At 62.4% G+C, this 13,382-nt stretch carries 13 protein-coding genes and 3 tRNA genes; 7 read left to right on the plus strand and 9 right to left on the minus strand.

Going from position 1 to position 13,382, the window contains the following annotated elements; genetic code table 11:
• The 5 genes from CKW22_RS08040 to CKW22_RS08060 all read right to left on the minus strand — a co-directional run bounded on the left by CKW22_RS08040 (position 1) and on the right by CKW22_RS08060 (position 4,583).
• Positions 1–861: a branched-chain amino acid ABC transporter permease gene (locus CKW22_RS08040; protein ID WP_095063980.1), complete on the minus strand. Its 861-nt coding sequence runs from the start codon at positions 859–861 to the stop codon at positions 1–3.
• 65 nt (positions 862–926) lie between these two features.
• A complete protein-coding gene (locus CKW22_RS08045) occupies positions 927–2,129 on the minus strand; it encodes an ABC transporter substrate-binding protein (protein ID WP_033701443.1) in 1,203 nt (400 codons plus the stop codon).
• Positions 2,130–2,219: 90 nt separating this feature from the next.
• Complete coding sequence (locus CKW22_RS08050) at positions 2,220–2,984, minus strand: FadR/GntR family transcriptional regulator (protein ID WP_095063981.1); 765 nt, start codon at positions 2,982–2,984, stop codon at positions 2,220–2,222.
• A gap of 254 nt (positions 2,985–3,238) precedes the next feature.
• Positions 3,239–3,469, minus strand: coding sequence for a PP0621 family protein (locus CKW22_RS08055; protein ID WP_033701440.1), 231 nt, complete (start codon positions 3,467–3,469; stop codon positions 3,239–3,241).
• Between the two features lie 94 nt (positions 3,470–3,563).
• Positions 3,564–4,583, minus strand: coding sequence for an outer membrane protein assembly factor BamD (locus CKW22_RS08060; RefSeq protein WP_033701439.1), 1,020 nt, complete (start codon positions 4,581–4,583; stop codon positions 3,564–3,566).
• Between the two features lie 147 nt (positions 4,584–4,730).
• On the opposite strand from CKW22_RS08060, the gene rluD reads away from it, so the two are divergent.
• The 6 genes from rluD (at position 4,731) to CKW22_RS08090 (ending at position 9,816) form a co-directional block, all read left to right on the plus strand.
• Positions 4,731–5,693, plus strand: a complete 963-nt coding sequence (rluD, locus tag CKW22_RS08065; protein ID WP_033701534.1) for a 23S rRNA pseudouridine(1911/1915/1917) synthase RluD — start codon at positions 4,731–4,733, stop codon at positions 5,691–5,693.
• Positions 5,690–6,430: a peptidoglycan editing factor PgeF gene (pgeF, locus tag CKW22_RS08070; protein ID WP_095063982.1), complete on the plus strand. Its 741-nt coding sequence runs from the start codon at positions 5,690–5,692 to the stop codon at positions 6,428–6,430. The genes rluD and pgeF overlap by 4 nt, the downstream gene beginning before the upstream one ends.
• 160 nt (positions 6,431–6,590) lie before the next feature.
• Positions 6,591–9,155 (plus strand): ATP-dependent chaperone ClpB, encoded by a 2,565-nt coding sequence (gene clpB, locus CKW22_RS08075; protein ID WP_033701436.1) that lies wholly within the window; start codon positions 6,591–6,593, stop codon positions 9,153–9,155.
• Positions 9,156–9,577: 422 nt separating this feature from the next.
• Positions 9,578–9,653: transfer RNA gene (locus tag CKW22_RS08080), tRNA-Asn, on the plus strand.
• Between the two features lie 4 nt (positions 9,654–9,657).
• Positions 9,658–9,734 (plus strand) — tRNA-Pro (locus tag CKW22_RS08085).
• A gap of 6 nt (positions 9,735–9,740) precedes the next feature.
• Positions 9,741–9,816: transfer RNA gene (locus tag CKW22_RS08090), tRNA-Lys, on the plus strand.
• Positions 9,817–9,958: 142 nt separating this feature from the next.
• Here CKW22_RS08090 and CKW22_RS08095 read toward each other — a convergent pair.
• The 4 genes from CKW22_RS08095 to CKW22_RS27515 form a co-directional block, all read right to left on the minus strand.
• The gene (locus tag CKW22_RS08095; protein ID WP_095063983.1) at positions 9,959–11,254 is read right to left on the minus strand and encodes an NAD(P)/FAD-dependent oxidoreductase; all 1,296 of its coding nucleotides are present in this window, start codon (positions 11,252–11,254) and stop codon (positions 9,959–9,961) included.
• Between the two features lie 84 nt (positions 11,255–11,338).
• The gene (locus CKW22_RS08100) at positions 11,339–11,512 is read right to left on the minus strand and encodes a DUF3094 family protein (RefSeq protein ID WP_013970765.1); all 174 of its coding nucleotides are present in this window, start codon (positions 11,510–11,512) and stop codon (positions 11,339–11,341) included.
• 132 nt (positions 11,513–11,644) lie between these two features.
• Positions 11,645–12,274, minus strand: a complete 630-nt coding sequence (locus tag CKW22_RS08105) for a DUF1780 domain-containing protein (RefSeq protein ID WP_013970766.1) — start codon at positions 12,272–12,274, stop codon at positions 11,645–11,647.
• A gap of 55 nt (positions 12,275–12,329) precedes the next feature.
• The gene (locus CKW22_RS27515) at positions 12,330–12,491 is read right to left on the minus strand and encodes a hypothetical protein (RefSeq protein WP_167334466.1); all 162 of its coding nucleotides are present in this window, start codon (positions 12,489–12,491) and stop codon (positions 12,330–12,332) included.
• A 109-nt stretch (positions 12,492–12,600) separates the two neighbouring features.
• Between CKW22_RS27515 and CKW22_RS08115 the strand changes: the two genes are divergently transcribed.
• Positions 12,601–13,284 (plus strand): energy-coupling factor ABC transporter permease, encoded by a 684-nt coding sequence (locus CKW22_RS08115; protein ID WP_033701431.1) that lies wholly within the window; start codon positions 12,601–12,603, stop codon positions 13,282–13,284.
• The last annotated feature ends 98 nt before the right edge of the window (positions 13,285–13,382 follow it).

Consider the following 13,382-nt stretch of genomic DNA (forward strand, 5'->3'; position numbering starts at 1 on the left):
TCATGCTCTCCCGAACAGGCCATAGGGACGAACCAGGATCACCGCCGCCATGGCGCCGTAGATCATCAGGCTGGCGCCTTGCGGCCAGAGGCTGCTCATCATGCTTTGCACCACCCCCACCAACAGCCCGCCGACCAGCGCACCGCCGAACGAGCCCATGCCGCCGATCACCACCACCACGAAGGCGATGCCGAGGATTTCCGGGCCGACGAAGGGCTGCGCGCCACGCAGCGGCGCGAACAGCACGCCCGCCACGCCGGCCAGGCCCACGCCCAGGGCGAAGGTCAGGGAGAACAGGCGGAAGATATTGGTGCCCAGCAGCGAAACGGTTTCGGTACTTTCGCTACCCGCGCGGACCAGCGCGCCGAAGCGGGTGCGCTCCAGCAGCAGCCACAGGCCCAGGCCTATCAGCGCGGCGAAGCCGATGAGGAACAGGCGGTAGTACGGGTAGATGAAATCACCGAGGATCAGCACCCCGCGCAGCTCCGGTGGCACGGCGATGTTCTTGCCCACCGGGCCCCAGATCAGCACCGAGGCCTCCTGGATGATCAGCGCGATGCCCAGGGTGACGAGGATCTGGAAGGTGTGCGGCAAGTGGTAGATGCGTTTGATCAGCACGCGCTCGACCGCCCAGGCCAGCGCCGCCACCGCCAGTGGGGCAATCAGCAGCGCCAGCCAGAAGTTGCCGGTAATCGCCACGGCGGTGTAGCACAGGTAGGCGCCCAGCAAGAAGAACGCGCCGTGGGCGAAGTTGACGAAGTTGAGCAGGCCGAAAATGATCGTCAGGCCCACGGCGATGAGGAAGTAGATCATCCCCAGGCCCAGGCCATTAAGCAGTTGGAACAGGTACAAATCGAGCATGAGTGTGCCCTCGACAGCGCGTGGTGCGGCTGCCTGTACGAGTGGTTTTGACTAACGCCGCGGCTTCAGGCCAGGGCGCAACCGGTGTGGTCGACTTCGATGAACGAGCGGCCGGCGCTGATGATTTCGGCCAGGTCGTCCTCGTCGCGCATCTGCGCCTGGGGCTTGCCGCGCAACAGGTAGTAGTCCTTGAGCACCTGGTGGTCGCCCGGGCGGATCAGCTCTTCGCCGGTCGGGCCCTGGAAGCGCATGCCCTGCAAGGCGGCACAGACGCTGGCGCCGTCCAGGCTGCCGGCTTTGGTAATGGCATCGAGCATCACCTTGGTGCCGATGTAGTCGGCCGCCAACGGGTAGTTGGGGTTGATGCCGTAGGCCTTGCGGGTGGCGGCAACCAGCTGTTTGTTGAGTGGCGTGTCGACCTGGTGCCAGTACTGCGCGCCCAGGTACACACCTTCGAGCACGTCGCTGCCCAGCTCCTGGAATTGGTCGAGCCCGGCCGACCACACCAGCAGCACCTTCATGCGGTCCTTGATGCCGAAGTTCACCGCCTGGCGCAGCGCGTTGGACGACTGGCTGCCAAAGTTAAGCAGCACCAGCACGTCGGGTTTGGCGGCGATGGCGTTGGTCAGGTAACCGGAAAACTCCTGCTCTTGCAGCGAGTGGTAGCTGTTGCCGATGTGCTCCACGCCCAACTCGGCGAACACCTTGCGGGCGTTTTCCAGCAACGCATCACCGAACACGTATTGCGGGGTGATGGTGTACCAGCGCTTGGCCTGCGGCAGTTGGCGGATCATCGGCACCAGCGTTTCGCGGATGGCGCCATAGGTGGGTACCGACCAGCGGAAGGTCGAGGCGTTGCAGTCCTTGCCGGTGATTTCGTCGGCGCCGACCGGCGTCATGAACACGCCGCCGGCCTTGTGGATTTCCTTCGATACCGCCAACGCCGAGGACGACAGCGTGCAGCCCTGGAAAAAGCGCGCGCCATCCTGGCCGATGGCTTCCTGTACCTTGCGCACCGCCTTGCCGGCGTTGCCTTCGGTGTCGATGACTTTGTACTTGAGCGGGCGCCCGAGTAGCTGCGGGTACTCGGCGATGGCCAGGCGCGACCCCATGTCGGCGTACTTGCCGTAACTGGCGAAGGGGCCAGACATGGACTTGAGCCCGTAGAAGGTCAGCGGTTCGTCGGCGAATGCCCGGTGCGCTCCCAACGGGAGGCTACCTAGGGCACCCAGGGCAAGGCCTGCCTTGAGCAGGGTACGTCTTTGCATGAGTAACTCCTTGGTTGTGGTTATTAGGCAGGAGTGGCAATGACAAAGCGGGTGCGGCCGGGCCTGTGCGCAGGCCTCTGTCCAGGCGGATCAGTGGTGGTGGTCGAACTCCAGCAGGAAGTTGCGGGCAACCTCGCCTTCCAGCGCGGTCATGTGGTGCTCGGCGTCGCACATGTGTTCGTGCATCAGCCGGCGTACAGCGGGTTCGTCGCTGGCGCGCAGGGCCAGCAACAGTTGCTTGTGGTAGCCGATGTTGGCCGCAGCAAACTGCTGGCGCTTGGGCAGGTAGGCCTTTTTCAGCACCACCAGGTCGCGCAGCAGGTCGTTGAGGAATACCGCCATGAAGCGCAGCAGCGGGTTGGGGCAGCGATGCGCCAGCAAGGTGTGGAATTCCAGTTCGGCCAGGCGTTGCTCGCGCTGGCCCTCTTCGCTGTCTTCCGGGGTGCTGCAAAAATCGATGTTGGCTTGCAGCGCGGCGTAGTCGGCTTCGCTCAGCTGGCCCATGACCGACACGGCCAGCTCCACCTCGATGACCTTGCGCAACTGGTACACCTGCTCGCCATCCAGGTGCTGGAAGTGCAGGTAGTTGCGCAGGGCGCGGCTGGCCGGCTCGGTGCCGACCTCGTTGAGGTAGGCGCCGCCGCTGGGGCCGGTGCGGGTGCTGACCAGGCCCTCGACTTCCAGGGCCTTGAGCGCTTCGCGGGCGGTGCCTTTGGAACACTCGAAATGCTCCATCAGCTCGCGCTCGGTGGGCAACCGGTCGCCGGGGTGCAGGGCCTCGGTGACGATCGAGCGCTTGACCGATTCGACGATGACGTCGGACAGCTTCTGGCGCTTGCGTTTGGGTTTGAGCATTTCGCTATTTTTCATATTTATGCGGATAAATAGGATTTAGCGAATTTTGCCCGGGTGGGTCAATGCTGGCGGAGGGGGAGGGGTCGTAAATGGTGCGAAAGGGTCGGGGAGGGATATGTGGTTAATCGGATTGATCGCATCATCAGTGCCGGCCTCTTCGCGGGGCAAGCCCGCTCCCACAGGCTACGGCTGCGCTGAAGGCATGCATTTAAACTGTGGGAGCGGGCTTGCCCCGCGATGAGGCCGGTACTGAATCAACGCGATTGGCCAGGGCCCTGTTGCAGGTGAGCCTGGCTGCAATACCACTCTTTGCCCTGCTGCAGCGCCCGGTCATTGGGCAGGTGCACGCCGCAATGGGCGCAGCGCACCATCTTCAGCGGGTCGTCGAGCTTGTGCTCCGGTTGCGATTGCTGGCTGATCTTGAACTTGCGCCACAGCCAGAACGCGGCGGCGATCAGGGCGATCCAGAAAAGTAGGCGAACCATGGTGTCCAGCTTGTCGAATGAAGAAGGCCACAGTCTAGGACGCAGCCAATAAAAAAGGGAGGCCTCAGGCCTCCCTTTCTACGTTTCGACACACTCAGTCAAACAGACCGAAGGTCATGTAGCTGAACCACGAACGGTCCTGTTCGGCTTCTTTCGGGCCTTCCGGCAGGATCACGTCGCCGTTTTCGTCCTTCGGCAGCAGCTCTTGCGGCATCTCGGCGCGAGCATCCTGGAACTGCTTGACCACGTCCTGGTTGGCGCGGGTTTCGCCCGGCGGCAGCGGGGTGTCGGTCTCGATCAGGCCCAGGGTTGCCTTGGACAACCAGCCACGGCCGTCAGACTCGGTCTGCTTGGGCTGGAACTCACCGTCAGCCAGGCTCGGGTGGTCGGGGTAGTTGAGCTTGAGGGTTTCCAGGCTGGTAGCGGCCAGTTCGTCCAGGTGCATCTTCTGGTAGGCCTCGACCATGATCGCGAGGCCGTCGCCGACCGACGGCGTTTCCTGGAAGTTCTCGACCACGTAGCGGCCACGGTTGGCGGCGGCCACATAAGCCTGGCGGCCCAGGTAGTAGTCGGCCACGTGGATCTCGTACGAAGCCAGCAGGTTGCGCAGGTAGATCATGCGCTGCTTGGCGTCTGGCGCGTAGCGGCTGTTGGGGAAGCGGCTGGTCAGCTGGGCGAACTCGTTGTACGAGTCGCGCGCGGCGCCCGGGTCACGCTTGGTCATGTCCAGCGGCAGGAAGCGCGCCAGCAGGCCGCGGTCCTGGTCGAACGAGGTCAGGCCCTTGAGGTAGTAGGCGTAGTCGACGTTCGGGTGCTGCGGGTGCAGGCGGATGAAACGCTCGGCGGCGGACTTGGCGGCCTCCGGCTCGGTGTTCTTGTAGTTGGCGTAGATCAGCTCGAGCTGCGCCTGGTCGGCATAACGGCCGAACGGGTAACGCGACTCCAGGGCCTTGAGCTTGTTCACCGCGCTGGTGTAGCTGGAATTATCCAGGTCAGCCTGGGCCTGCTGGTACAGCTCGGCTTCGCTGAGGTTCTCGTCAATGACTTCCTTGTTAGAGGAACAGGCCGCGGTAAGCCCGAGGATGGCGATCAGCAGCAGGTGTTTCACTTGCATGGCGGCTTGCGTCCCTTTGACGGCCGCTGTCTTGGGCGGTGCCGTCCTGTTATGATGAGCGCCCCGGCCAACCCCGGGACAAAAGAAGCCGTATTTAACCACAAGCTCGCAGCCGAAACCAAAGGCTGTGCGCCCGCCGAATCGAGCATGTCCGAGATCATTCAACTTAGCGCAGAGGTACCGTCCGATCTGGGCGGTCAACGCCTCGACCAGGTCGCCGCCCAATTGTTCGCCGAGTACTCGCGTTCGCGGCTTACTACGTGGATCAAAGAGGGCCGCCTGACGGTCGATGGCGCCGTCGTGCGCCCTCGAGACACCGTCTATGGTGGCTCTGTGCTTGTTCTGGAGGCCGAACAAGAGGCCCAGGGCGAGTGGATCGCAGAAGACATCGAGCTGGATATCGTCTACGAAGACGACCACATCATGGTGATCAACAAGCCTGCCGGGCTGGTTGTGCACCCGGCCGCGGGCCATGCCAGCGGTACCTTGCTCAATGCCTTGCTGCACCACGTGCCAGACATCATCAACGTACCACGCGCCGGTATCGTGCACCGCCTGGACAAGGACACCACCGGTCTGATGGTGGTGGCCAAGACCCTGCAAGCGCAGACCCGCCTGGTCGAGCAGATGCAAAGCCGCAAGGTCAGCCGCATCTATGAGTGCATCGTGATTGGTGTGGTGACCGCCGGCGGCAAGATCGACGCCCCGATCGGTCGCCATGGCGGTATGCGCCAGCGCATGGCGGTAACCGACGGCGGCAAGCCGGCGGTCAGCCACTACCGTGTGCTCAAGCGCTTCCGTTCGCACACCCACGTGCGGGTCAAGCTGGAAACCGGCCGTACCCACCAGATCCGTGTGCACATGGCCCACGTTGGCTTCCCGCTGGTCGGCGACCAGACGTACGGTGGGCGCTTCCGCATTCCGCCGGCTGCCAGCCCAACCATGGTCGAGGCGGTCAAGACCTTCCCGCGCCAGGCGCTGCATGCGCGTTTCCTGGCATTGGCCCACCCGATTACCGGTGAAGTCATGAAGTGGGAATCGCCCTTGCCGGATGACTTCCTCTGGTTGCTGACGCTGCTGAACGAAGACCGCGAGAGCTTTATCGGATGAGTGGTCTGACGCAGGCGCTGCTATTGCCCGACTGGCCGGCCCCGGCCTCGGTTCGCGCTTGTGTCACCACGCGTCAGGGCGGCGTCAGCCTGCCGCCCTTTGACACCTTCAACCTGGGTGATCACGTCGGTGATGACCCTGCCGCCGTCGCCGAAAACCGCCGCCGCCTGAGCGATGCGTTCGCCATCCAGCCTGCCTGGCTCAAGCAAGTGCATGGCCTGGCAGTGGCGGATGCCGACCCGGCCGTGGTGGCCGAGGCCGACGCCAGCTGGACTGACCAGCCTGGCATCGCCTGCACCGTGATGACTGCCGATTGCCTGCCTGCGCTGTTCTGCGACCGTGCAGGCACCCGTGTGGCAGCGGCCCATGCCGGCTGGCGCGGGTTGGCGGGCGGAGTGCTGGAAGCGACCCTCGACCGTTTGGCCGTGCCGGCTGAAGACGTGCTGGTGTGGCTGGGCCCGGCGATTGGCCCGCAGGCGTTCGAAGTGGGCCTGGAAGTACGTGATGCCTTTACCGCGGTGCACCCGGAGGCAGCGGCTGCCTTTGTTGCGGGTGCGCGGCCGGGCAAGCTGATGGCCGACATCTATGCGCTGGCGCGTATTCGCCTGGCGGCGCGCGGGGTGACGTCTGTGTATGGCGGTGGCTTGTGCACGGTCAGCGATCAGCGTTTCTTCTCGTATCGCCGCACCCCGCAAGGTGGGCGGTTTGCCTCACTGGTCTGGTTAGCCCCCCGCTGACTGCTCCGGCCACGCCGCTAATCCATCAGGTTGATCTCCGTCAACCCCGCTACGCTTGAAACTTCCAGAATAAGCCTTATCTATAAGGTCATCTCAGGCAGGTTTCTTCATTAAAGGCGCTGTCCATCGCTCCGACCTGCCCTTACAGGAAGGTATCCCCATGCGAATAGACCGTTTAACCAGCAAGCTTCAATTAGCAATATCCGATGCCCAGTCCCTTGCGGTTGGCATGGACCACCCTGCCATCGAGCCCCTGCACCTGGTGCAGGCGCTGATTGAACAGCAGGGCGGGTCGATCAAGCCGCTGCTGATGCAAGTCGGCTTCGACATCAACAGCCTGCGCCAGGCACTGGTGAAAGAACTCGACCAACTGCCGAAAATCCAGAACCCGACAGGCGACGTGAACATGTCGCAGGACCTGGCGCGCCTGCTCAACCAGGCCGACCGCCTGGCCCAGCAGAAGGGCGACCAGTTCATCTCCAGCGAGCTGGTGCTGCTCGCCGCCATGGACGAGAACAGCAAGCTCGGCAAGCTGCTGCTGAGCCAGGGCGTGACCAAAAAAGCCTTGGAAAACGCCATCAACAACCTGCGTGGCGGCGCGGCAGTCAACGACGCCAACGCCGAAGAGTCGCGCCAGGCCCTGGACAAGTACACCGTCGACCTGACCAAGCGTGCCGAAGAAGGCAAGCTTGACCCGGTGATCGGCCGTGACGACGAAATCCGCCGTACCGTGCAGGTGCTGCAACGCCGTACCAAGAACAACCCGGTGCTGATCGGTGAGCCTGGCGTGGGTAAAACCGCCATCGCCGAAGGCCTGGCCCAGCGCATCATCAATGGTGAAGTGCCCGATGGCCTCAAAGGCAAGCGCCTGCTGGCGCTGGACATGGGTGCACTGATCGCCGGCGCCAAGTACCGCGGCGAGTTCGAAGAGCGCCTGAAGTCGCTGCTTAACGAGCTGTCCAAGCAGGAAGGCCAGATCATCCTGTTCATCGACGAACTGCACACCATGGTCGGCGCCGGTAAAGGCGAGGGCGCCATGGACGCGGGCAACATGCTCAAGCCGGCCCTGGCCCGTGGCGAGCTGCACTGCGTTGGCGCCACCACGCTCAACGAATACCGCCAGTTCATCGAGAAGGACGCGGCCCTGGAGCGGCGCTTCCAGAAAGTGCTGGTGGAAGAGCCGAGCGAGGAAGACACCATCGCCATCCTGCGTGGCCTGAAAGAACGCTATGAAGTGCACCACAAGGTGGCCATCACCGACGGCGCGATCATTGCTGCGGCCAAGCTCAGCCACCGTTACATCACCGACCGTCAGCTGCCCGACAAGGCCATCGACCTGATCGACGAAGCGGCCAGCCGCATCCGCATGGAGATCGACTCCAAGCCGGAAGTGCTCGACCGCCTGGACCGTCGCCTGATTCAGCTGAAGGTCGAGTCCCAGGCGCTGAAGAAGGAAGAAGACGAAGCCGCGAAGAAGCGCCTGGAAAAGCTCCACGAGGAAATCGAGCGGCTGGAGCGTGAATATTCCGACCTGGAAGAGATCTGGGCGTCCGAGAAAGCCGAAGTGCAAGGCTCGGCGCAGATCCAGCAGAAGATCGAGCAGGCCCGCCAGGAGCTCGAAGCCGCCCGTCGTAAAGGCGACCTGAGCCGCATGGCCGAGCTGCAGTACGGGGTGATCCCGGACCTGGAGCGCAGCCTGCAGATGGTCGACCAGCACGGCAAGTCGGAAAACCAGCTGCTGCGCAACAAGGTCACCGAGGAAGAGATTGCCGAAGTGGTGTCCAAGTGGACCGGCATCCCGGTTGCCAAGATGCTCGAAGGTGAGCGCGAGAAACTGTTGAAGATGGAAGACCTGCTGCACCAGCGCGTGATCGGCCAGCACGAAGCCGTGACTGCCGTGGCCAACGCCGTGCGCCGTTCCCGCGCCGGGTTGTCCGACCCGAACCGGCCCAGTGGTTCGTTCCTGTTCCTTGGCCCGACCGGTGTGGGCAAGACCGAGCTGTGCAAGGCGCTGGCCGAGTTCCTGTTCGACACCGAAGAGGCCATGGTGCGCATCGATATGTCCGAGTTCATGGAAAAGCACTCCGTGGCTCGCCTGATCGGTGCACCACCCGGCTATGTAGGGTACGAGGAGGGCGGTTACCTGACCGAAGCGGTACGGCGCAAGCCCTACTCGGTGGTACTGCTGGACGAGGTGGAGAAGGCGCACCCGGACGTGTTCAACGTGTTGCTGCAGGTGCTTGAAGATGGCCGCCTGACCGACAGCCACGGCCGTACGGTGGACTTCCGCAACACCGTGATCGTGATGACCTCCAACCTGGGCTCGGCGCAGATCCAGGAGCTGGTGGGTGATCGCGAAGCACAGCGTGCGGCGGTGATGGATGCGGTGGGTGCGCACTTCCGTCCGGAGTTCATCAACCGGATCGACGAAGTGGTCGTGTTCGAGCCCCTGGGCCGCGAGCAGATCGCCGGCATCACCGAGATCCAGTTGGGCCGCCTGCGTAGCCGCCTGCTGGAGCGTGAGCTGTCGCTCAGCCTGAGCCCTGAGGCGTTGGACAAGCTGATCGCAGTCGGTTACGACCCGGTGTATGGCGCACGGCCACTGAAGCGTGCGATCCAGCGCTGGATCGAAAACCCACTGGCGCAGTTGATCCTTTCTGGCAAATTCTTGCCAGGTACAGCGATTACTGCGCGGGTGGAAGGCGAAGAAATCGTGTTTGCCTGATCCCGCTGGCGAAAAAAATAGCCCCGCACATGCGGGGCTTTTTTATGGCTAAGGGTTTTTTACAGCCTGCCGCAGCCCCTGTGGGGGCGGGTTTGCCCGTGCATAGGCCGGCCTGGACCCCGTAAAACCGGGGCCTTCCAACTTTTTTTGATAACTTGCTGAAAATTTTGAAAAATTTGCTTGCATCAAAAATCGAGTGCACCTAATATACGCCCCGCTGTCAGGCACTAAGCGAATCACCAGCAACATCGGTGTTAGCAAAACAACTTACAAATCAGTAAGTTGAATGAAAAAAAGGGGTTGACAAGCAAAACGAAGAATGTAGAATAGCCGGCCTCAGCAGCGACAACGCGAAAGCGGATAGCCAAAGAGATCGAAGCTAACACAGACTTCGAAGCAGTAAAGATGTACCGAAGTTCAGTTCCGCGATAGCTCAGTCGGTAGAGCAAATGACTGTTAATCATTGGGTCCCTGGTTCGAGTCCAGGTCGCGGAGCCAATCTCGGGGTGTAGCGCAGTCCGGTAGCGCGCCTGCTTTGGGAGCAGGATGTCAGGAGTTCGAATCCCCTCACCCCGACCATTTTCAGGGTCGTTAGCTCAGTTGGTAGAGCAGTTGGCTTTTAACCAATTGGTCGTAGGTTCGAATCCTACACGACCCACCATGTAAAGAGGGCATCTCGACAGAGATGCCCTTTTTCTTTTGCCTCGAATTCTACAAGGGCCGCTCCGGCATCTGTTGTAGGAGCGGCCTTGCCGGGGCGCCGGACCGGTCGGAAAGGGGCGCAAAGCGCCCCCAGCATTCTGTCAGTGCAACTTCAACCGCGGCTCAGTACCGCGCCCAATCTTGCTACCCAGCATCATCATTGACGTGCGGAAGAACCCGTACAGCGCCATCTGGTGCATGCGGTACAACGACACATAAAACATCCGCGCCAGCCAGCCTTCCAGCTTCACGCTGCCCATCAAGTTGCCCATCAGGTTACCCACCGCCGAGAAGCGCGACAGCGATACCAGCGACCCGTAGTCCTTGTACGCATACGTCGGCAGCGCCTTGTTCTCCAGCCGCGCCTTCAGGCTTTGCGCCAACATCGAAGCCTGCTGGTGTGCAGCCTGTGCCCGTGGCGGCACGTTGCGGTCGGTACCCGGTTGCGGGCACGCGGCGCAGTCACCAAAGGCGAAGATGTTGTCGTCACGGGTGGTCTGCAGGGTAGGGCGCACCACCAGCTGATTGATGCGGTTGGTTTCCAGGCCATCGATGTCCTTGAGGAAACCCGGTGCACGAATGCCGGCCGCCCACACCTTGAGGCTGGCCTGGATCACTTCGCCGTCCTTGGTTTTCAGCCCATCCTCGGTCACTTCGCTGACCGCCGCATTGGTCATCACCTTCACCCCGAGTTTTTCCAGGGTCTTGTGCACCGGCACGCTGATGCGCTCAGGCAGCGCAGGCAATACCCGGGGGCCAGCCTCGATCAGGGTGATGTGCATGTCCTTGGGCTGGATGCGATCCAGGCCATAAGCGGCCAGTTCGTGGGCGGCGTGGTGCAGCTCGGCGGCCAGCTCCACACCGGTAGCACCGGCGCCGACGATGGCCACGCTGATCTGTTCGCTGGCCACGTCACCGGCGTGGGCGCGCAGGTAGTGGTTGAGCAGTTGCTGGTGGAAGCGCTCGGCCTGCTTGCGGGTATCCAGGAACAGGCAATGCTGCGCCGCGCCCAGGGTGCCGAAGTCGTTGGTGTTGCTGCCCACGGCAATCACCAGGGTGTCGTAGCTCAACGTGCGCGCAGGCACCAGCTCGCGGCCCTCTTCGTCGAGGGTGGCGGCCAGCTGGATCTGCTTGCCTTCACGGTCCAGGCCGCTCATACGCCCCAGCTGGAAGTTGAAGTGGTTCCACTTGGCCTGGGCCACGTAGTTCAGTTCATCTTCCGAGGAGTTCAGCGAGCCGGCTGCCACTTCGTGCAGCAGTGGCTTCCAGATGTGCGTCAGGTTGGCGTCGACCAGGGTGATGTCGGCTTGCTTGCGCTTGCCCAGGCTTTTACCCAGGCGGGTCGCCAGTTCCAGGCCGCCGGCGCCGCCGCCGACAATCACGATGCGATGAGTCATGGGGATATCTCATAAGGTTTACGGAATTCTTGGCCCTGGGGGCCGGCCGCAAACTGTATGAGGAGAGGGCGAGCGCAAGGCAGCTCATAGCACCAGTCCACTCAACAGGCGGCTAATGAGGCCCAGACCAATGGTCACGGCCACCACCAGCACCAGGAGCAGCCATGGCCGGAAGGGCCTGCGCTCGACTTGGTGCTGGGGGGCTCGTAGATACTCATCGACACGACGCTGATCTTCCGGGTTCAGTCGGCTGGTCATGGTGGGCCTCGTCAGATAGACGTATGTGACTGCACAAACGCTACAGCGTTCGTGCAAGCGCTTGGAACAAATGATAATGCGTTCTATCGCTGGCGCCGAGTGTACGCCATCGCAAAGAGTCGCTGCACTGGATCAAAGACTGATGCCCACATCGAAGACGATGCTGCGCCCCAGGTTGCCGCGTAAAAAGTCAGGCGCGTCGGGGTGGGCGAACAACACCCGGGCGAAAGTCGGCCCGACCAGCGACAACGAGCGCCAACCTTGGCGCAGGTATTCGGTAGGGGGCGGGAAGTGGGTGTTGAGGTCGAGCACTTCGCGCTTGAGGCTGGCGAAGGCGATGATGTCCAGCTCGTTCAGCTCCAGCCCGCGTTCGCGGTAGTTGTGCGCTTTTTTGCGCAAGGTCGGCGCCAGGCGCCCGAGCAGCTCCGTGGCGCTGATCCGCCGCGGGCGTGCTTCGCGGCGCACCAGTTGCGCCAGGGAAAACGCACTGCGCCGGCGCTGCAGCTCTTCGCGCCACTCATCGTTCAGGCGGCGGCCCTCGTCCAGCACGAAGAACACCTCGAATGCCGCATCGCGGAACAGCACATCCGGTGGCTCCTGGCCGGCCGGGGTGAAGTCTTCGCTGCGGTAGGGGATGTTCAACCCTTGCAGCAGGCGTTGGCATACCCAACGCTCACGCTCCCATTTGCGTGCATTGGACAGAAACGCATTGGCTTGTTCGGCCTGGATGGTAAGCAGGCGCAGGTAGTCTGAGTCATCCATGCAGACAAGCTTAGACGCTAATCGATGACGGTAAGATGCTGTTTGTGCGTAGAAATCAGCTCAACACCGGCCATTGCTGAACAACCCCCAGCAGGTGCACCAGGCCAAACCCCAGGCAGACCAGCGAGCTGACCACGATAATGGCCAGGTGCAACAGGCCGATCACAGCGTTGAGCAGCGCTGCCAGCAGCAGTGCGAGGTTGGTTCCTTCCGGCATTTTGAATGCGTCCTGCATCGCGGGGAGGCGCCAGCCTACCGCAGCCGGATGAACGGGAGAATGGGTGTAGACTCACTTTATCCACAAGGCTGAAAGGGGTATTTACCAGGTGATCAGTGCACAGGTGTTGTCAGGCACCAGCCTCACGCTGGGCTGGCTGGGTTACGTGCCGCTGTTGCTCTGGGCGGCCAGCCGCGCCCGCTGGGTAGAGCTGTTCACCGACCGGCGCCGCCAGCACCTGCTGTTTGGTACGGTGTTTTGCCTGTTTGCCCTGTGGTTGGTCAGGCGCGATTTTGATACGGGCGTGTCGTATCACTTCATCGGCATGACGGCCGTCACCTTGTTGCTGGACTGGCCGCTGGCGGTGCTGGGCGGCTTTCTTGCGCAGTTGGGGTTGCTGGCGCTGGGTCGTCAGGACCTGGCGGCGCTGGGCGTCAACGGCCTGCTGTTGATTGGCCTGCCGGTACTGATTACCGAACTGTGCGCCATGGCGGTCGAACGTGCGCAACCGCGAAACCTGTTTGTGTATATCTTTTGTTCAGGGTTTTTTCCGGCAGCGTTGACGGTGCTGGTGTGTGTGTTGGCCGGGTTGGGGATTTTGTGGCTGGACGGGCGCTTTGCCATGCCGGAGTGGCTGAGTGACTTTGTCGGCTACCTGTGGCTGATGATGTTCCCCGAGGCGTTCATCAACGGCATGGTGATCAGTGCTTTGGTGGTGTTTTGCCCGGAGTGGCTGGAAACGTTCAACCGCACGCGGTACCTGCAGGCGCCGTGGAAAGAAGACGAACATTGACCGGCCCCGTCCCGCTGCACGACCCCTGTAGGAGCGGCCTTGCGTCGCGAAAGGGCCGCGTAGCGGCCCCCGGTTTCAGCGCCACCACAAATATTGCC

Origin of the sequence: Pseudomonas sp. Irchel s3f19 (genome assembly GCF_900187555.1) — a bacterium.
Taxonomy (GTDB): Bacteria; Pseudomonadota; Gammaproteobacteria; order Pseudomonadales; family Pseudomonadaceae; genus Aquipseudomonas; species Aquipseudomonas capeferrum.